The sequence below is a fragment of the Oxobacter pfennigii genome (assembly GCF_001317355.1).
Taxonomy (GTDB): domain Bacteria; phylum Bacillota; class Clostridia; order Clostridiales; family Oxobacteraceae; genus Oxobacter; species Oxobacter pfennigii.
In genome coordinates, this window is sequence record NZ_LKET01000014.1 from 63,794 (window position 1) to 81,660 (window position 17,867).

The window sequence follows — 17,867 nt, forward strand, 5'->3', positions numbered from 1 at the left end:
GCCTCTTAGTTGTTATTTATCATTTGCCACTTTTCTTTTGTAATTGCCATTTCATACATATTCCAATAACCGGTGGACGACTCCCTCGCTTTTTCCATGAATTTTTCTTCTGTAAACCCTACACTTTTATAGCACCTAACAGCCGGTTCATTAAAATCAAATACTCCAAGAGTTATCTTCTCAAACCCCATATCTTCAAAACCAATTTTCAATACTTCTTTTAATGCCTTTCTCCCTATACCTTTGCCCCTGTTGTTTTCTTCTCCAATCAGGAATCTGCATACTCTGCCAGTTTTATTACCTTTGTCTATTTCCCGCAATTCAACAGTGCCAATAATTTTATTTGTATGTTCATGCTGTATTTTATAAAGAAATATATTGGCATCCGGCTTTTTTACTTCATTTAAGAAATAGTTCTCGACCTGCTCCAACGTCAAAGGGTAATTATATGTTGGTCCTGCCCATTGCAATAAATAATCATAAGACTTATTTTCGTTCCATTTTACTATATTTATAAAATCCTCTTCTCCCATTATATTAAGTTTTATCATTTGACACCGCCCCAACGTTAATTAGCTCATCAATGCTTTTAATGATATAATCATATTCCTTTACTTTCCCAAAGCCATAGCTGGCATAGACAAAGGGGATATTAGCCAGTCTTGCTGCCTTTAAGTCTCCTGCGGTATCACCGACATATATTGGATGAGCCAGGTTATTCCTTGCCATGATTAATTTTATGTTTTCGCCTTTGGATAATCCTGTCCTTTCGGAATTTTCATAGTCAGTAAAGTATTTCTCCATTTTATGCAATTTAAAAAAGGTTTCAATATATCCGCCCTGGCAGTTGCTTACTATAAACAGCTTTCTTGTTTTTACAAGCTCCTTTAAAGTTTCCTCTACTTTTTCATAAAGAAATGTTGTATATTTCCCTAAAAATATACATTCATCCTTGCAGCACTGCATGGCTATTTTTACCCTTAATTCTTCTTTAATATAAGGGAATAGCTTTGCGGCAACATCCTTAACTGTCAATCCCATAATATCCTTTATATCATCCAAGGTAAGTTTATTTTTCACTTCTTTATACTTTTCTATAGTTTCATTCCAGGAGTGCATTACTCCTTCAGTTGCATCCCAAAGAGTGCCGTCCAGGTCAAAAATAATACCGTCTGCTTTCATAGTTGGTCTCCTTTTGTTTTGCAATAATAATTCCCCCGACCCGAAACAAAAATCATTCTTTATTTCTTATATACTTAAGACTTATGCTGGGATTGCTGGTTTTTATTGACCTTATTTCAAAATGATTCAGTGAAGACACAAAGGGTGTAAGCTTTGAAAATCCGTAGTTCCTGGTATCAAAATCCGGATATCTCCTATTAAGAGTGCTGCCTAATTCCCCTAAAAACGCCCAACCGTCTTCATCGGATATCTCGGTGATAATGGTTTTTATGGCTTCTATAAGCTCATCCTTGCTGGTCATGCCGACCTTTGGCCCTTCTTGTTTATTAACTTGTTTTGTGTTTGAAGCCTGTGCCGGTTTTGAGGACATGGAAGCCAATACTTCCAGGTATTTAAACTTTTCACACGCCGAGATAAAAGGCGTAGGAGTTTTCTTTTCTCCCATTCCCAGCACATACATGCCCGCTTCTCTTAATCTGGACGCCAGCCTTGTAAAATCACTGTCGCTTGAAACAATGCAAAAACCGTCAACGTTTTTTGAATACAATATATCCATGGCATCTATTATCAAAGCCGAATCCGTAGAATTTTTACCTGTGGTATAACTATATTGTTGTATCGGGCTAATTGAATAGTCAAGCAGTACATTTTTCCATGACGCCAGCTGGGGCTTTGTCCAATCCCCATATATCCTTTTATATGTCGGTGTCCCATGATTTGATATCTCATCGATTATATATTTTATGTATTTATCCGATACATTATCAGCATCAATCAAAACTGCAATTTTATTATCCTTTTCCATAGTTTTTCTCTCCTCTACTTAAAATTTTATTTGCTTATCCTTGCTATCAAGTCCTATTTAAGAAAAGTATATTCAGTCCTCCGCTGTATGTTATCTGGCATGAATATTGTCCTGTCGGTGGTTCAAATTTATTATGATTTCTGCAAAATCCTTATTCTCTTTAAATTCTAATGAATCCATATAGTCATTCCTCTGATTTATCATATTACCGCTATCCTTATACTGATTTGCAATAAGCATTTTTAAAACCGGCCCCCGCAGGTATATCATTTAGCATGACATTACGTTCATTTTACAGTATTATTCACCCGGACGGATCTGCCCAATATGCATTTAAAACATGTGTGCAAAGGATATCTACCGGCTGATTCCCGTCTAAAATCAGTGTTTTGCATGATGCGTCTTTCAAGCGAAGCTTATGATTTGCAAGTGAATTCACTGCATTTTCATCAGCAGTCAGATAAGTTTTACACCAGTCTATAAATTCGCAGGTTAACTGATAGTGATCTCCATCTGGAAGCATCCTTTCTCCAAATCTTGAAAACTCTCTGTCATAAATTCTTTTCATACGGATTTCTTCATCTATTATCAATAGTACCAGCATCTCCCTGTCATTGAACCCTTGAGGGTTCCAAGAATGCACCGACCCCGAGACAATATAATACTGATGATTGGCAATGTCATTATTATACATTTCAAAACGTTCTTCAACTGGATAATTTTCAGTAAAAGATGGGTCCTTCCATAGATATTTATCCGTATCAATCCAATAAACACCGGTTTTTTTACTGATATATTTGCCCAGCGTACTTTTTCCTGTACCAGAGGCACCAATAACCTGTATTTTCATATTAATGTTCCTGCCTCCTTTGTAAATTTTATAGATATCCAGATTATGAAAATATTATGAGCTAATGATAACACTTTAAAGTTCAAAGCTTTCACTTTTCTACTGAATAAATTAATCGCGGAATCATGCGTCCCTTTTTGAGAAGAGATTCTACTTCACCGCAATGTATCGCTCCCATGTTCACATAAAAACATTTAGCTTGAGGGCTTGTTACTATGGTAAATTCTTTGATGCCAACCTCTTTACAGTTTCTAATCATATAATTCCATAATAATTTTCCGTAGCCTTTTCCTATGTATTCAGATTCAATAAAGAAATATTCCAATGAAGTCTCATTCTTTTCAGTTAAAATGCCATAGAATCCAACAATCTTATCATTTTCTTCTATAATGGCAGTTATATTATTTCTGATAAATTCTTTACCCACATTGTAAACGGATTTGAATTTATTCATATAATCAGAATCATATCCCCAATAAGCTTCGGATTTTATAGCTATATCCGTTAATATTCCATATTCACTCTCCCTTGCACTTCGTATGTTTAGCATTATGTTATACTCCCTCATGAAATTTGAATCATATTATTTTACAGAGCCAAATTATAAGAACATCCTTTATCTATATTTAGATGCTAAAATCCACATTCTTCATTAACTATAAATAATCTCATTCTATTGATGTCCGACTGCCCCTCAATTATTGAAAGGATATTACATACTCTTTCTCGGGATACACAATCTACACACTTATTTAATGTCACACATGGTGGATTATATCCTGACCGTTTTGCATTCAGAGGACATGCAACATCTTTGACTCTTTTTATTGCTTCATCAACTGTTTCCACTAATTTATTTCTACCGACCACAATGATTACTTTATCCGGTCCAAAAGAAATTGCCGCAACTCTATTACCGCTATGATCAACATTAACAATACGCCTATCAGCAGTTACGGCATTGGAACCGGTGATATACCAGTCAGTAATGAGAGCTTTCTTTTTCAAGGCCTTACTTTCATTCTTCGTTTCTGCAAGTTCTTTATCATACACAATATTTCCTCTTTATATAAGTGATTGTGTAATACCCATCTTTTGCAGTGTCGCTGAATGCCCAATCCCGATTGTACTATCAACAGGTATAATATTTAATATATATAATTTAGCTTCTTCTAAAGTCTCAAAATATGAAGTTTCTATATTCCTCATTCTGCAATTTTCTTGTATTACACTGAACTCTTCAGCATCCATTATTGTTTCTCCTTAACTGCAAGATAAATTTATAGGAGGATTTTTTCATTCCGATTTTCTCGTAAAAAAGATGGCTTTTTTCCCTCCTTCTATTACTGCAGACTTCTATATTAATACAATTATTTTCTGATGCAATATTTTTGGCTGTCTCAAACATCATATGTCCGATACCGGACCCTTGCCATTCCTCTGTAACAATTAATTCCTGGATTTCAGCAATACTTCCTGCATGGTGCAAAAGCTGCTGGATGTGGATACTTATGAAACCAATTATTTTTCCCGGCTGTTCTGCAACAATGTAATGTATTCTACTATCCGAAAGATTATTTAGATATACAGTACAAAAATTGCTTTTATCCATCTTCCTTTCCTCCAACTCACAAATCAAAGAAAAAACATCTTCCATATCATTCTTTTCTGCTTTTCGGATATTCATAATAATCATCCCCTTGTCAAATTAGCTAATAGGAAATAAATTCTACTAATTTACATTAAATCCTTCATTATATAAATAAAAATGCACCAATTAAACAAGGTGCATAATTGATACTAAACTTTTATGTTTCGGCAACTATTCCGCCTATATCCTTTATATAACCTGCTTTTTCACAAACCACTACCAACCCCATTTACTTGTTAAAATCCATATGTTTGATTTATAAGAATCACTTTTATCCTATCTTTAATAAATTGTCCCGTGATGAGAACAAAGTCATTGCAAATCCTTTGCTCATGCCTGCAATCGATACATTTTCCCAGCTTTGTACACGGCGTATCCTTTTTAAGCCTTTTCGCATCTAAAGGCGCAGCAATCTGCCTCGTACGTTTGATAGCATCTTCTACGGTATCCGTCAGTTTATTGATGCCTGCTACAACAATTACCTGCTTTGGTCCGTACAGCATGGGAGCAACGCGGCTTCCGTTTCCGTCAATGTTGAACAGCTTTCCATCAAGGGTAATGGCGTTTGTACCTGTCAGGAATGTATCCGCATCAAAGTTTTTCAAGTATATCTCACGCTTTTCGTCCGGTGTCAGCCCCGGCTGATGTTTGTCATAAAAAATAAAGCCGCCCTTTCGAATAAAATCAAACACCCCCGTTTCCTCCAGCGTAACAGAATCTCCCCATCCAACCTTCTCGCCCTTTTTAACCAGTAAGGCCATGAGATTGAGCAATTCTTTCCTGTTCTCAACAAAGTAACCGGCCATATTGTTTCGCTGCAAATTTGAAATTACTTTTTTTATCCTTTCGTCCATACATACCTCCAGGGACCGTTTCTACGGTGATAAAGAAATAGTTATATAAATTAATCTAATATATCATAAAATTTGCATGGCAAATTTTGTGTCGCAATAAATTCTGAAAGAATTTATTATATCATATTTTAAAAATTGAGGGGCAAAAAGGCAAAACATTTTTATCGGATACTACATTCTATCGGGAACTTCTATCCCTAATAAATCTAAACATGTAATTAAAACATTTTTTGTTAAACTAATAAGATTTACCCATGAATATTGTTTCTGGGGGTCCCGCTCTGAAATGATTTTATTTTCATGATAGAATTTATTGAATTCATTGGATAAATCATAAATAAATTGGCATATTTTATGGGGAGAATAGTCCGTAAAGCTGCTTATTACGACCTCATTGAACTGAGTAAGTTTAAGCATTAAGCTGCCCTCACTTTCACTGCAAAGCAATTGTAATGATATTTCCCCTGTTTTATATTCAGGATCCATGGATAAAAATTTATTAAGTATGGACTTTATTCTGACTACCGTATATATAATATACGGCCCTGTATTTCCTTCGGAGGAGGTAAATCTATCCAAATCAAACATATAATCTTTTGATATTTGATTGGATAAATCACTGTATTTAAGGGCCGCCAATCCTACTTTTTTAGAAATTTCTTCTGCTTCTTCTTCCCGGATTCCTTTATTTTCGATGATTCTTTTATAAACTTTGTCACTGGCCTCCTTAATAAGATGCTCCAGACGCATTACTCCTCCATAGCGGGTTTTAAAAGGTTTACCGTCTTTGCCGTTCATTGTTCCAAAACCCAGGAAGATAAGCTTTGTATCTGGCGAAACGAGTTTTGTTTTTTTTGCACATCTGAAAACTTGTTCAAAATGCAATTCCTGTCTTTTATCAACGATATAAATGATCTCATCCGGCTTGTATAATTCCATTCTTTCTATAATGGTTGCCAAATCGGTTGTGCTATATAAGGTTGCCCCATCTGATTTTACCAGTATGCATGGAGGCACCTCTTTTGTATCCCTATCATCTTTTACATCCACTATGAGAGCCCCGTCGCTTATATATGCAAAACCATTGTCCTTCAAATACTCTATCATTTTAGGAATATAGGGCTGAGCATCGCTTTCTTTTTTCCATAAATCAAAATAAACATTTAAATTGGCATAGTTCTTTTTTAGATCTTTAATTGACACATTCAGAATATGCTTCCATAATGCCACATAGCCCCTATGGCCATTTTGGAACAACAGGGTTGCTTGTTTTGAATCTTCCATAAAAGCAGCATTAATTTTGGCATAATTGCTTGCTGTAGGATAAATCTCCTCAAGCTCGGTTATAGTAAAAGGAGCTTCTTCCGGATATTCACCCTTATAATCTATATTAAAATAAATTAAATCAGGACTTCGCCTTTTAAGTTCTGCTATGATCAATCCTATTTGTAACCCCCAGTCCCCTAAATGGACATCCCCTAACGTATTATACCCTAAAAACCTTCCCATTCGTTTGATGCTTTCTCCAATGACCGCCGTCCTTAAATGCCCTACATGAAGGGGCTTTGCAACATTAGGCCCGCCATAATCCACAATAATGGTTTTATTCTCCCCGATTTCTTCGCAGCCAAATTTTTTTGACTCCATCATAGTATTAAGAAAGTCAATGATAAAACTGTCATTTAAAGTTATATTAATAAATCCTGGCATAACGCATGTTACGTCTTTAAAGTCTTGATGTTCTTTTAGCGAGTTTACAATTTCAGTTGCGATGGTAAGAGGAGGCTTTTTATATTTTTTAGCAGCTGATAAGGCTCCGTTACATTGAAATTGACATAAATCAGGCCTGTCGGATAACGTAACTGACCCATATTCCGAAGAATAGCCGCATTTTTCAAATGCAGCCTTAACTGTAACCGTAATTAATTCTGTTAATTTTTTCATTTCTTACATCCTCCCGTATTTTACGTTAAATTTCTCTACGTCGGCTACGTTAACTACTATGTTTTAATCGCGAGTTTTCATATAAATTACTGACAATAAAAAAACGCCTCTTAATATAATAAGAGACGGATATATCCGCGGTACCACTCTAGTTGATTGTATTTACAATCCACTCATGGCTTTAACGCAGCCAACGTCACACCCTGACTTATAAAGCTCAGGCAGCTCCTCCAAGTACCTTTTCTCCAAATAATATCTTGCAGGACTTTCACTCTGTTCCTGCTCGCTGTCAGAAATCTTATAAGGATACTTCACTTTTCATAGAATTTCACTGTTTTGAATATTATAATATAATAGTTTCCCGTGTCAAGGCTGAAATTATTTATAAAACGTCAAAATGCTTTGTATAAATTCTGTTTTACTTTCGGTATAGGCAACCCATCATCTCTAAATTTCTGGCAAGATTAATTTTTAAATCTTCATATTCTTTTCTGGCTTGAGGATGGCTTCCCTTTTACCTTCACCAGCTCTAAAACGTCATTCAGATCATCCGAATCCGTAACCCTGTAATGAATCCAGCCGCCTTGTTCGCCGCAAGGATACCTGTTTTGCCACAATTCCTTTACCTTTTGCGACAGGCCCGGAAGAATTTGATTGATTTGAGGAGCACAATTATCTCCAAGTTGCAGCGTTATGGTAAATGCACCGGATTCAAAAAATGCATAGCAAAGGTGACTTGACTTATGACTATACTTATATCCCCAGCCATAATTATTTCCAAAGGGAAATTTCATTTCCCTGGATATATGGTAATTATGGTTTAAAAAATCTTCGAACTGAAGCAGTAAAGTATAGCCTTTTACCCCCATAAGCTCACTTATAAAATTCTCTGCAGGAGGATTATTTTTATCAAGCAAACGTTCATACATCATCTTTCACCACCCAGACCCATAATCTACCTTTTGCGTAAGCACTACCGGAATAGCATTTAAATGAAGATCAAACTCTGTAAAATGTTTTTTTCTTATTAATTGCCTGTTTTAAATAAAAGCAATCATTTAAATGAACTATTTGATGCCTTGTAATTGGCATTAAAATAATGCCTGCTACATCCTTTTTGCCCCAAAAATCCAGTAACCAAATAGAATCCGGCTTGTTCAATATTCCACCATAATTCAATATTTTCTCTGTATCTTTTTTCTCAATCTTACGTTTCATATCCTCATATTTTAAAGACGATAAGATTTTCTGCGTTTGCACTCCAACAGCAGTTCTATATTTTAACAGTTGCCCTATATTAATGTATTTGCTGAAATCCATTATTTCGTCATCTGTCATTGCATTTCCTGTGTCAGTAACATTAACTTTAAGCCGTGCCAGCCAATCATTGTTTAACACTTGTTCCAATTGGTTCACTAAAACATTAATAGTTAAATCTTCGATTCTTGTAATATGCCAAATATTCCAAGCAATAGTAACGTCTTTATCTGTCGGCATAATAGCATAATCTCTTTCCAGCAATCCGTTCACAAACTTATCCATGACCGTTGCTTCTTTTGCGTTGCTTACTTCCGCAAAATGAACCGTTCCATGCATGGAAAGAAATAATTCCTTAGCTTCACCGAACTTTTCTGCCTTTCTTATTATTTCTTTCAAATGTTTTTGTTTCAAATTCCATTCGGATACTATACTCACTGCTGTTCTCACTCCCATTAATTATCGTTCCTTTATTAATTTTTAATCAAATACCGCATAATGGGTCTTGTATCCGACCGGCGAACTATTTCTGTAAAACCTGCCTTTTCAAAAGCCGACATGAACCCTGTAAATGCAAACACATCAGGCATTTTACTTTTTTTAGGTTGAACAGGATATCCCTCTACAATTAATGCTCCATTCTTCTTTGCGTATTCTATTGCAGCTTTTATTAGCTGAATGGTAATTCCCCGGCATCTATATTGTTTCGCCACAAAAAAACATACTATTGACCAGACAGGCTGATCATCTACTCTTTTTAGAATCCGGGATCTATCCAATACCGAAAATTCATCCCGTGGGGCCACTGAACACCATCCGACAGGAAGCTTGTTTATATATGCTATAATCCCGGGAACGATACCTTTTTCTACTATCCGGTACATGGCACTCTTATTGCCTTCACCCTTTTGCTTATCAAATTCCTTACGGCGTAATCTCCACCACATGCACCAGCAACCTCCGCAAGCTCCGGTCTTGCCGAAGAGCTGTTCAAAATCTTGCCATGTTTCAAGAGTCAATGGCCTAAATGATAATTCACCATCATACAGCTTATTTTCATCTTCCATATTTCTCATCACCTCTATAATTTTAATGAATTCATACAATATTTTAAATAATAGCCCATTTTAGTCTCATCATTTTCTATACCTAAAATGAAACTGTCTTTTTTTAATGAAGATACTTCCTTATAGGTTTCTGAAATCCACGCTAAAAATATTCTTTAAGTGGAATATGTCCGTATAAAAAATTAGCTAGTTCTTTTTCATATTTGTTTATAATTTTTATATTTATTGTATATCTCCAGCTATTTACAAATACCGCAATGGCAGCAACTGCTGCAGTTGGAAACTCTGTATTATACGAAGTTTTCAGCCTATCTGTTTCTCGCATATATTGCTGACGGGACATATTATACACTTTTCCCTACTGCGGCAAAATCCATAGTTATATGATTCTGTTAAAGAACAATAAGTATATATGCCTTTATTCACTTCCCTTAATGAATATTTCATATCTAAACTATTTATAAAGTTTATTACTTCTTCCCTATTTATTTCTTTAATCAATTTATCAATTCCCGTAGCTTGAAAAAAATATATATTATTTACATCCAACTTAAATGACGCTGTTGTTATTCCATCTGCTTCTTTTAAATCACCTAATATAAAATCAAACACATTTTCACCTATTCCATAAAGTTCATTCCAGGGTTTAACTTGTAATTTAAAATCCTCCCATCCTTCCTTGCTACATTCTAAGATATAGCTTTCTAAGACATCGTTAGTTCCTTTATACTGCGAAAACTTCTTCCTTAAATAATTTGAAAAGCTTGAGTTATAATTTTCTTTTAAATAATGGGTACAAATTAACATCTGCCAGAGTAAAGACCAAAATCTGCTACCTGGTTTACCAGCTTTAGTATTTAGAAATTCTTCAATACTTAAATAAAAAGCATTTCCAACTTGTCCATATCTGCTTTGTTTTAAATCTGTATAAAAAGTTGATTCTAAACCACCTGCATAGTCTCTCTGATATTTTTTCTCACTTTTATAGTTACCCATAACTGAACCAAGCCTATCAATTGTATAAATCTGACTCTTCTTTAGTAAAGGTACTAACTTAAAAAATTCAAAACCGCCTTGTTCATAACCTCGTCTAATAATAAGTTCATCTATGTCTGCCCAGCATTCATCATATTTTCTCCATCTTGGCTCCGTAACTTGGACAACATAGGAAATTATTTTTTTTGCTTTCTTAATATCCAAAATACCCACCTTTTCCTTCACAATAACGTTTTGCATACATGAAGTTTCCGAGCCTTAGAGCGACAGCTCTTAGATTCAGAAATGCATTGTTAGTGGATGTTATCACTTCATAATAATTTTTTCAAACCATTTCAGTTATTTCCTATACAATGCACTTTCTTATTACTAAAAACATAAAAGTGTGTAGTATTCTTTATTTTATTTAGACAACTTTCTTATTTGGTTTTTTCTTGATTTTTATCATTTCTATAAGTTCATTTAAATAACGATCATCTTCAATTCTTATTAATAGCCATTTCCCATCATGATATTGTTTAGTAGCATCATAGATTGAAGTTATAAAACTACTATATTCATTTTTTCTATTTTCAAATTGCTCAATTTCTTTCTTGCCATACACGAGAACAATAGAAAAGCCATTCTTCTCAGGAAATATTGATAATAGAGTCTTCCCGTTTTTACGAAATCTTACCAGTACACCATAATTCTTTCCACCAAAATATATCTCTTTATCAAAATCATAGTTTTCTTCAACAAATTCTATTAATCTGTCAAATTGCATTACAGCAATGTCACCAATAAAATCCCGTATTTCATCATAAGATGGCAACGGTCTTTATTATATATCCTTTCATATTCCATTTTGAATCCTCCCTCAAATTTCCAAAGATTAAAAATACAAGTCCTACTTTCCGCTATAAGATAAATCGACCCCCAAGCCCTACCTTATCACCTTTATTGGATTTCTAATAAAATAAATTCTACTAATTTACTCCAATTCCTTCATTTGTTATATTAGTTATTGAAGTTTAATTTGCACAAAGCACGCCACTTCCATAGGAATGTCCATCAAAGTATTACATAAGTTCTATAACTTTTACCGTCTGCTGCGATTTTTCATAAAAACAGTTAAAGATGTACCGTAACTGTATGCACTACAGCTTAAGTACATCTTTAACTCCTTTTTACAAACTTTCGCGACTCATTAAACTTCTGAGGTTTCCCTCATTGGCTTTTGCTTATTCATTTATATAAGTATTCACTCTGTCCTGTATGGTCTTTGCAGTATCTTCAGCAGTCTTCTGGCCTGCGAAAAAGGCTGCTGTCTCTTCCCGGATTATTGACAATACTTTCTGGTCGGCATTTGTATATTTTTCTGCATCAGTTAAAAGCTCCTGTATAACTTTAACATCTTCCTCGGTAATTGGTTTATTTAAATTAATAGACTGGCCATTCATGTTCATCATAATTTTTGCATTACCGTTACTACTGCTGACCTTCTTTGACATTTCAACTGCGTTCTGAGCGGATTTTTCTGATGCAGTTTTATTAACCGGCAGCCCCACTAAAGAGTTTTGTGACATCATTTCATCGGAAGCTAAGAATTTAAGGAACTCCCATGCCAGCTCTTTATTGGAAGAATTATTGCTGATTCCATATAAGGTATTGGTAGTGAAGGATAGTCCGGCACCCTCTCCCGGGTAATTGAGAAATTCCACACCGTCACTATAAGTCTGCTTTGCCATCATCATATCCATGTAATTCCTTATGCCGCCTGCGCTGAATACTGTGTTTCCCCTTGCAGCCAGGTCGGTGATTTTGCCCTGGGAAGTATCTGTATTCACATAACCACTATCGATCATAGACTTAGCCATATTCAAAAGGGCAACGAATTCCCTAGAATCAAAGCCGGCAGCCTTTTCATTTTTATCTACGAATTTATCATAGCTTTCCGAGACAAGTGATGACATTATAGTGCTCCCATCCATTCCTGACAGTGCATACATACCTTGAGCACCATCTTTTTTACTGTTTTCTACAATCTCTTGTGCTGCCTGTTCAAAATCCTCCCAGCTCCATTTGCTGTCATCGATATCTATATTATATTTATCAAGCAATGCTTTATTTGCTTCCAATACATTTAAGTTTACGCTTAACGGCAAACCATAGAGGTTTCCATTATACTTCATGGCATCAAGGATATTTGCATAGTATTTACCCATATCGAAACTTTCATCAGACTGAATCATATCGCTCAAGTTTACAAGCATATTCTTATCAATATAATTTTCGTAGGGCAGAGGGCTTAATAACATAATGTCGGTCCCATTTCCGGACATAAGCTGGGTATTCATGGCGCTGACATATTTTTCAACATCTTCAGGCTTTTCACCTACCCTGATGCTGGTATTTTTTCCGTCACTTGCCGGCAAAGGGTTGGACGTATATTCTTTCACATCGATGGTCACACCGGGATGCTGTTCTTCAAACAGCTTTACTGCTGTGTCCAGATACATATCTTTCGTCATCACTGAAACTGTTAAAGTGTTATTGCCTGAGCTGGTCTCTTTACTGTTGTTATTTGCAGTACTACCGCATGCCGTTATGGCTGACGATGTAAATACTGCCAAAACCAGGCAGGTAATCCTTTTTAAAATTTTTTTACTTAATGAAAGGTGACACACCTCCACTTTCAGGCTTGATTTTGGGTTGGGAGGTATGTCCCCAACTAATAAATTATTTTTTAGCATTTTTGGTAACACTCCTTTTATAGTTTTTTATATTTTTATTGTCCTATTTTGAGTATGTGCAGCTGCACGGTATATTGAGAGGAATATGAATGCCAGCACAACGGACACTCCTTTTATATCAACAGCTACCGGCATTTTGAATATGAGTAAAATCAATACACCTAATATAATTGAAGAAATTAAACACAGGCAGCTATACAGCAAAAGTTTAATGCAATTCTCTTCTTTAAGTTCCAACAGTTTAAGCCCCAGATAGTACAGGGGAAAACCTATAAGAAGTCCAATGCATGCATTCCAGTTCTGCATTATATTCAGTACATTCATCTTCATTTCTGTGTATGTTGGGACATATCCGGCATTTTGAACTTTTGTCTGTGCCAAGCTCTTAAAAAGGCCGGAGAAAAAATCAATGTCTATAAGCTCATTGGGCACATACTCCGCTGGAATATAAAGGCTGAATTTGATGTTGTCCCACAGAAGGTAAATGAATACAAATATCACTACCATTTCCAGCATAGTCATGGTTATCATTAGGCATTTCAGCTTTAAAACATCGCTAAAATAGTCTTCTTTAAGCCCGGATTTTATAATGCTGTATATATCAACAGCTCTTTTTTTAATCAGGTAAAGCAGCATTATGATTGCTGACATACCGGCCATAAAAATGCACAGCCTTGTTTTCTGCGACACCAGTATATTTTCAAGGTTATAATCTATTATTTTATAATCTAAAGCATTTTTTCCTATGGAACCAAGGGCTTCTTTAGCTTTACTTATATTTTGTCCGGTTATATTCCCACCGGCTTTAACCTCGAAGGAAGTTATTTCTGAATTTTCATCATATATAAGCATTTGTTCCACAGGTATATAAATATTTCCCAGTCCGCTGTCTGTAATGGCCTGCACAATGGACTCATCCCCTTTTATAACTCCGATTATTTTAAACTCCTGCCCATAGAGCTCTATGGGCATCCCAACAACATTGTCATTGTTAAATAACTTCTCTGCCAGGTTTTCATCCACCACGGCGACTTTTTCATCCTTATTGCCTTCTGTTATAAAACTTCCCGACTTAAACTCTATTTGATGAAACATGCCGTATTTATAATTGACACCGTATACTTCAGCTTCGGTCCGGCTGTCTTTATATGAAACTGCAGACTTTTCTGCTGAAGAATAGGCCATATCAGTATCTTTAAAAGAAAACTCCTGCATGTGTCTTATGTCATCCATGGTAAAAGCGCTTCTTTCCTGTGATGCTGAACCTTTTAGCACATTTACCGAGACTTTATTGGTTTTATATACCCCATTAGTTTCACTATATTTTGATGTTATGGACCACCCAAATAAAGAATTAAAAATCAGTATGAATATACCGGCAGCCAGTATAAAATAGGCAGGTTTAAATGCTTTCAATTTTTCACCTCTTTTCACATCAGGTACAATCTACTGCTCCACGACCACCACCTTGTCGCCGTCGGACAGGGATTTAGTGCTGTCTGTTACAATCTTGTCCATTGGCATTATTCCATTAACTATAGCCGACATTGTGCTGTCTGAGTCTTCAACGGTAACATCTGCTCTCTGTACATAATTTTCAGTGCCCAGGGGACCGTCATTTTTTTTAATTACAAATACATAGTAACCGTTATTGTCGGTATACACGGAGCTGTTTGGCACCAGGGCAGAATACTGTTTGGTCTTATTAGAAATATAAATCTGCCCCTTCTCTCCTCCCTGCAGCTCCTGGTCATTAACATCTATTACAAGCACCTTATTATCTCCATTCTGCAGTTCTTCCTTTATCTGGGCGACTGCACCTTTTACTACTTTATCACCGAGGGAGGTGATGCGGACATCCACTGAATCTCCTATTGTTACATAACCTGCCAGGTCCCTGTCCACCGGTATGTCAACCTGAAAACCTCCGGAAGTTTCAGCCAGCTTGAAGAGGGGCTTGGAGCTGTTAGCCATGGAGCCTTTACTGAAATTGACCTCGGTTATTATACCGCCGGCTGAAGCCATATATATACCGTTGTTGGCCACCTGTTTTTCTAAAGCTTCTATTCTTCTTGCTGCTATTTCCAGATTAAGCTGGCCATTTTCAATATCCTGCTGGTTTTCCTTGATATAGGATTCTTTTGCCATGAGAGACGAATCATAACTTCTTTGTGCGGTATTCATGGCTGCTTCTGCGTTTTTTAAATTTTTTTCCGATTCATAACCATGCTCATAAAGGGTTTTTATATCCTGATATTCCTTTGTCTTTTGAGTCAAATTTTCCAGGGCTGTTTCAATATTATTGTCCAGGGTTATTATATTGCTGCTGTCCTTAAGCTTGTTTAGGGAAATTTGCTGCTGCTGATATTTGGCCTTTTCATCCTCCAGGCTTGATTTGAGGCTGTCTATATCAAGGCTTAATATCTGCTGCCCTGCCCTTACGGTATCGCCTGCCTGTACATTAACATCCAAAACCTTCAGGCTTGTATCGGTATATTCTTCTATAACTAACTTTGCTTCAATTATGCCTTCGCCGCTTATTTCCTTTATCAATGCCCCTCCCGACGGTTTTTCAAGGGTGACTCTCGGTAGAGTAAAATTATTTATTGTATTGGAGAAAAAGGTTAATAAGACCATGGTTATCATGAATATTACCAACAGCTTTCCCGTTATTTTTTTTCTTTTGGCGTAATCCATCAGTTCTTCACGGACCAATTTTGCATACCTCCTATTCCTTGATTCCTGAATGTTGTATTCCTTCTATTAAATAATTCTCACCATATAGAAACATGAGGAGCACTGGCAGCATATAAATACTGGAAGCGGCAAAAGCAAGCCCTCTTTCTCCGCCGATTATTTTTGAAAGATAAACGGAGAGAGGCTGTTTTTGGACATCCTGAAGAAATATCAGCGGCTGCTCCACCATATTCCAGTTGTCGATAAAACCTAAAATAAACATGGCTGCTATCCCGTTTCTGCACATAGGCAGTATAACTTTGAAAAATATCTGAAACTGCCCTGCTCCATCCATTTTTGCGGCTTCAATATAAGAATCGGGGATCTGCTCCATATACTGCTTAAGGAGAAATACTCCGAAAGTGTTAAATATACCGGGAAATATAATTGAGAGATAATTGTTAACAAGGCCAAACTTATCCGCTACGAGATAATTAGGAACCAGGGTTACCTGAAAAGGCATCAGCATTACAATAATGTATATAAAAAACAACTGGTTTTTACCTTTGAATTTAAGCTTGGCAAAGGCGTAAGCCGCCATGCTGGAAATAATAGTTTGACCTGCCACTATAGGGACAACAATTATAACTGAATTCCAGAACATCAACAGAAACTGTGACTTCTTTATAAGCACTTCATAATATTGCCCGATTTCCACTACATCCGGTATGAGTTTTAACTTTGCGTAATTATCGGTTGAACCGTCATTTGAGGTACCGGAGCTGTTTGTTGAGCCTATCATGCTGTAATTATTTGAAATTTCCGCCTCACTCATGAATGAATTTGAAACCGTAAGTATCAGGGGAAATATAAAAATTATTGCAGTTACCGACAGTATTACGGTAACAACTATTCCTTTAAGCCTTCTTTTCATGGCATTTCTCCTCTCGCAATCTAATTTTAACTAACCATCCTGTTTATCTTTCTTTCAATAACAAAGAGTATAAAAACAATAAGCACTATGAAAACAGCCATTACAAAAGCTGCGGAAGTCAGCTTCTGGTAATCAAGGCTGGCAAACATATTATTCATATAATGCTGCAGCATATAAATACTGCTGTGAGGGTGGTCTCCCGATATAAGGTAAGTCTCCCTGAAAACCTTAAATGAGTTTATTATTGACATAATGAATACGAAAAAGGCCGTAGGTGTAAGATAAACCATAGTAATATTGGTAAACTGCTTCCAGGAATTAGCACCATCAATTTTTGCGGATTCATAATATTCAACTGGTATATTTTTAAGCCCGGAGAGAAAAAGTACCATGCTGTACCCTATGTTTTTCCACAGGTAAACTATGATAACAGCAGCTCTTGCCCATTCTGTCTTCATCCAGTCCACAGGGTGCTGACCAAGGGACGTTATCAGCCCATTTAAGACCCCGTTAATGTCAAACAAGGACTGCCACACCAAAACCACTGAAGCCACAGGTACTACAAGGGGCGTTATAAACAGGGTACGGAAAATGTTTCTGCCGTATGTATTTGCATTTATAAGAAGCGCAAGACAAAGAGACAATATCATATTCAATGGCACACTTATAAAGGAAAACATAGCGGTATTTATTACTGCCTTTATAAAACTGGGGTTTTTAATTAAATTAAAATAATTCTGCAAACCCACAAATTCTCCGTTAATAGGGCTGCTTACAAGTGAATAATAAAGCCCTCCTAAGAATGGGACAGCATAAAAAACTGAAAAACCTATTATGCTGGGAGCCAGAAAAAACCATGCAAGTTTATTCCCATTTATTTTAAATATTTTCTTCATTGCAGCCTCCTTGACAATGT

At 36.0% G+C, this 17,867-nt stretch carries 20 protein-coding genes, 1 pseudogene and 1 other annotated feature; all 21 genes and pseudogenes read right to left on the reverse strand.

All coding sequences use genetic code 11. From position 1 onward, the window contains the following. Window positions 1–5 precede the first annotated feature (5 nt). Window positions 6–551 (reverse strand): GNAT family N-acetyltransferase, encoded by a 546-nt coding sequence (locus OXPF_RS01195; protein WP_054873389.1) that lies wholly within the window; start codon window positions 549–551, stop codon window positions 6–8. Next, window positions 538–1,182, reverse strand: coding sequence for an HAD family hydrolase (locus OXPF_RS01200; protein ID WP_054873390.1), 645 nt, complete (start codon window positions 1,180–1,182; stop codon window positions 538–540). Before OXPF_RS01200 ends, OXPF_RS01195 begins: the two co-directional genes overlap by 14 nt. 52 nt (window positions 1,183–1,234) lie before the next feature. Next, the gene (locus tag OXPF_RS01205; RefSeq protein WP_054873391.1) at window positions 1,235–1,987 is read right to left on the reverse strand and encodes an NYN domain-containing protein; all 753 of its coding nucleotides are present in this window, start codon (window positions 1,985–1,987) and stop codon (window positions 1,235–1,237) included. Window positions 1,988–2,077: 90 nt separating this feature from the next. Beyond that, window positions 2,078–2,227: a hypothetical protein gene (locus OXPF_RS22250; RefSeq protein WP_160317123.1), complete on the reverse strand. Its 150-nt coding sequence runs from the start codon at window positions 2,225–2,227 to the stop codon at window positions 2,078–2,080. A 64-nt stretch (window positions 2,228–2,291) separates the two neighbouring features. After that, on the reverse strand, window positions 2,292–2,837 hold the full coding sequence (locus tag OXPF_RS01210; protein WP_054873392.1) for an AAA family ATPase: 546 nt from the start codon (window positions 2,835–2,837) through the stop codon (window positions 2,292–2,294). Window positions 2,838–2,928: 91 nt separating this feature from the next. Then, window positions 2,929–3,387: a GNAT family N-acetyltransferase gene (locus OXPF_RS01215; RefSeq protein ID WP_054873393.1), complete on the reverse strand. Its 459-nt coding sequence runs from the start codon at window positions 3,385–3,387 to the stop codon at window positions 2,929–2,931. 83 nt (window positions 3,388–3,470) lie between these two features. Continuing rightward, window positions 3,471–4,088 (reverse strand): annotated as a pseudogene (locus tag OXPF_RS01220) (lactate utilization protein). Beyond that, window positions 4,078–4,524, reverse strand: coding sequence for a GNAT family N-acetyltransferase (locus tag OXPF_RS01230; protein ID WP_054873396.1), 447 nt, complete (start codon window positions 4,522–4,524; stop codon window positions 4,078–4,080). The pseudogene OXPF_RS01220 and the gene OXPF_RS01230 overlap by 11 nt, the downstream one beginning before the upstream one ends. A 200-nt stretch (window positions 4,525–4,724) precedes the next feature. Continuing rightward, window positions 4,725–5,342 (reverse strand): lactate utilization protein, encoded by a 618-nt coding sequence (locus tag OXPF_RS01235; RefSeq protein WP_054873397.1) that lies wholly within the window; start codon window positions 5,340–5,342, stop codon window positions 4,725–4,727. A gap of 171 nt (window positions 5,343–5,513) precedes the next feature. After that, the gene (argS, locus tag OXPF_RS01240) at window positions 5,514–7,286 is read right to left on the reverse strand and encodes an arginine--tRNA ligase (protein WP_054873398.1); all 1,773 of its coding nucleotides are present in this window, start codon (window positions 7,284–7,286) and stop codon (window positions 5,514–5,516) included. Between the two features lie 118 nt (window positions 7,287–7,404). Continuing rightward, window positions 7,405–7,617 (reverse strand) — a binding site (T-box leader). A gap of 148 nt (window positions 7,618–7,765) precedes the next feature. Next, on the reverse strand, window positions 7,766–8,218 hold the full coding sequence (locus OXPF_RS01245; RefSeq protein ID WP_242854289.1) for a DUF3788 domain-containing protein: 453 nt from the start codon (window positions 8,216–8,218) through the stop codon (window positions 7,766–7,768). Between the two features lie 67 nt (window positions 8,219–8,285). After that, the gene (locus OXPF_RS01250; RefSeq protein ID WP_054873399.1) at window positions 8,286–8,999 is read right to left on the reverse strand and encodes a DinB family protein; all 714 of its coding nucleotides are present in this window, start codon (window positions 8,997–8,999) and stop codon (window positions 8,286–8,288) included. A gap of 17 nt (window positions 9,000–9,016) precedes the next feature. Continuing rightward, window positions 9,017–9,610 (reverse strand): GNAT family N-acetyltransferase, encoded by a 594-nt coding sequence (locus OXPF_RS01255; RefSeq protein WP_054873400.1) that lies wholly within the window; start codon window positions 9,608–9,610, stop codon window positions 9,017–9,019. A 142-nt stretch (window positions 9,611–9,752) separates the two neighbouring features. Continuing rightward, the gene (locus OXPF_RS22255; RefSeq protein ID WP_160317124.1) at window positions 9,753–9,935 is read right to left on the reverse strand and encodes a hypothetical protein; all 183 of its coding nucleotides are present in this window, start codon (window positions 9,933–9,935) and stop codon (window positions 9,753–9,755) included. Then, window positions 9,914–10,810 (reverse strand): hypothetical protein, encoded by an 897-nt coding sequence (locus OXPF_RS01260; protein ID WP_054873472.1) that lies wholly within the window; start codon window positions 10,808–10,810, stop codon window positions 9,914–9,916. The genes OXPF_RS22255 and OXPF_RS01260 overlap by 22 nt, the downstream gene beginning before the upstream one ends. 202 nt (window positions 10,811–11,012) lie before the next feature. Continuing rightward, window positions 11,013–11,420 (reverse strand): DUF3788 family protein, encoded by a 408-nt coding sequence (locus OXPF_RS21540; RefSeq protein ID WP_242854290.1) that lies wholly within the window; start codon window positions 11,418–11,420, stop codon window positions 11,013–11,015. Between the two features lie 409 nt (window positions 11,421–11,829). Next, the gene (locus tag OXPF_RS01270; protein ID WP_083479635.1) at window positions 11,830–13,341 is read right to left on the reverse strand and encodes an ABC transporter substrate-binding protein; all 1,512 of its coding nucleotides are present in this window, start codon (window positions 13,339–13,341) and stop codon (window positions 11,830–11,832) included. Between the two features lie 27 nt (window positions 13,342–13,368). Next, window positions 13,369–14,757 carry an ABC transporter permease gene (locus OXPF_RS01275; RefSeq protein WP_054873401.1) on the reverse strand — a complete coding sequence of 463 codons (1,389 nt, stop codon included), beginning with the start codon at window positions 14,755–14,757 and terminating at the stop codon, window positions 13,369–13,371. A gap of 30 nt (window positions 14,758–14,787) precedes the next feature. After that, the gene (locus tag OXPF_RS01280; protein WP_054873402.1) at window positions 14,788–16,056 is read right to left on the reverse strand and encodes an efflux RND transporter periplasmic adaptor subunit; all 1,269 of its coding nucleotides are present in this window, start codon (window positions 16,054–16,056) and stop codon (window positions 14,788–14,790) included. 13 nt (window positions 16,057–16,069) lie between these two features. Next, window positions 16,070–16,951 (reverse strand): carbohydrate ABC transporter permease, encoded by an 882-nt coding sequence (locus OXPF_RS01285; RefSeq protein WP_054873403.1) that lies wholly within the window; start codon window positions 16,949–16,951, stop codon window positions 16,070–16,072. Between the two features lie 26 nt (window positions 16,952–16,977). Continuing rightward, window positions 16,978–17,847, reverse strand: coding sequence for a carbohydrate ABC transporter permease (locus OXPF_RS01290; RefSeq protein WP_054873404.1), 870 nt, complete (start codon window positions 17,845–17,847; stop codon window positions 16,978–16,980). Window positions 17,848–17,867: the final 20 nt, after the last annotated feature.

What these genes read in the sequence shown, in the direction of transcription:
- OXPF_RS01290 (WP_054873404.1), bottom strand. Translation starts at nt 17,847, where the DNA reads ATGAAGAAAATATTTAAAATAAATGGGAATAAACTTGCATGGTTTTTT.
- OXPF_RS01210 (WP_054873392.1), bottom strand. Translation starts at nt 2,837, where the DNA reads ATGAAAATACAGGTTATTGGTGCCTCTGGTACAGGAAAAAGTACGCTG.
- OXPF_RS22250 (WP_160317123.1), bottom strand. Translation starts at nt 2,227, where the DNA reads ATGCTTATTGCAAATCAGTATAAGGATAGCGGTAATATGATAAATCAG.
- OXPF_RS01270 (WP_083479635.1), bottom strand. Translation starts at nt 13,341, where the DNA reads ATGCTAAAAAATAATTTATTAGTTGGGGACATACCTCCCAACCCAAAA.
- OXPF_RS01245 (WP_242854289.1), bottom strand. Translation starts at nt 8,218, where the DNA reads ATGATGTATGAACGTTTGCTTGATAAAAATAATCCTCCTGCAGAGAAT.
- argS (WP_054873398.1), bottom strand. Translation starts at nt 7,286, where the DNA reads ATGAAAAAATTAACAGAATTAATTACGGTTACAGTTAAGGCTGCATTT.
- OXPF_RS01215 (WP_054873393.1), bottom strand. Translation starts at nt 3,387, where the DNA reads ATGCTAAACATACGAAGTGCAAGGGAGAGTGAATATGGAATATTAACG.
- OXPF_RS01250 (WP_054873399.1), bottom strand. Translation starts at nt 8,999, where the DNA reads ATGGGAGTGAGAACAGCAGTGAGTATAGTATCCGAATGGAATTTGAAA.
- OXPF_RS01200 (WP_054873390.1), bottom strand. Translation starts at nt 1,182, where the DNA reads ATGAAAGCAGACGGTATTATTTTTGACCTGGACGGCACTCTTTGGGAT.
- OXPF_RS01230 (WP_054873396.1), bottom strand. Translation starts at nt 4,524, where the DNA reads ATGAATATCCGAAAAGCAGAAAAGAATGATATGGAAGATGTTTTTTCT.
- OXPF_RS01205 (WP_054873391.1), bottom strand. Translation starts at nt 1,987, where the DNA reads ATGGAAAAGGATAATAAAATTGCAGTTTTGATTGATGCTGATAATGTA.
- OXPF_RS01195 (WP_054873389.1), bottom strand. Translation starts at nt 551, where the DNA reads ATGATAAAACTTAATATAATGGGAGAAGAGGATTTTATAAATATAGTA.
- OXPF_RS01285 (WP_054873403.1), bottom strand. Translation starts at nt 16,951, where the DNA reads ATGAAAAGAAGGCTTAAAGGAATAGTTGTTACCGTAATACTGTCGGTA.
- OXPF_RS22255 (WP_160317124.1), bottom strand. Translation starts at nt 9,935, where the DNA reads ATGCGAGAAACAGATAGGCTGAAAACTTCGTATAATACAGAGTTTCCA.
- OXPF_RS01235 (WP_054873397.1), bottom strand. Translation starts at nt 5,342, where the DNA reads ATGGACGAAAGGATAAAAAAAGTAATTTCAAATTTGCAGCGAAACAAT.
- OXPF_RS01255 (WP_054873400.1), bottom strand. Translation starts at nt 9,610, where the DNA reads ATGGAAGATGAAAATAAGCTGTATGATGGTGAATTATCATTTAGGCCA.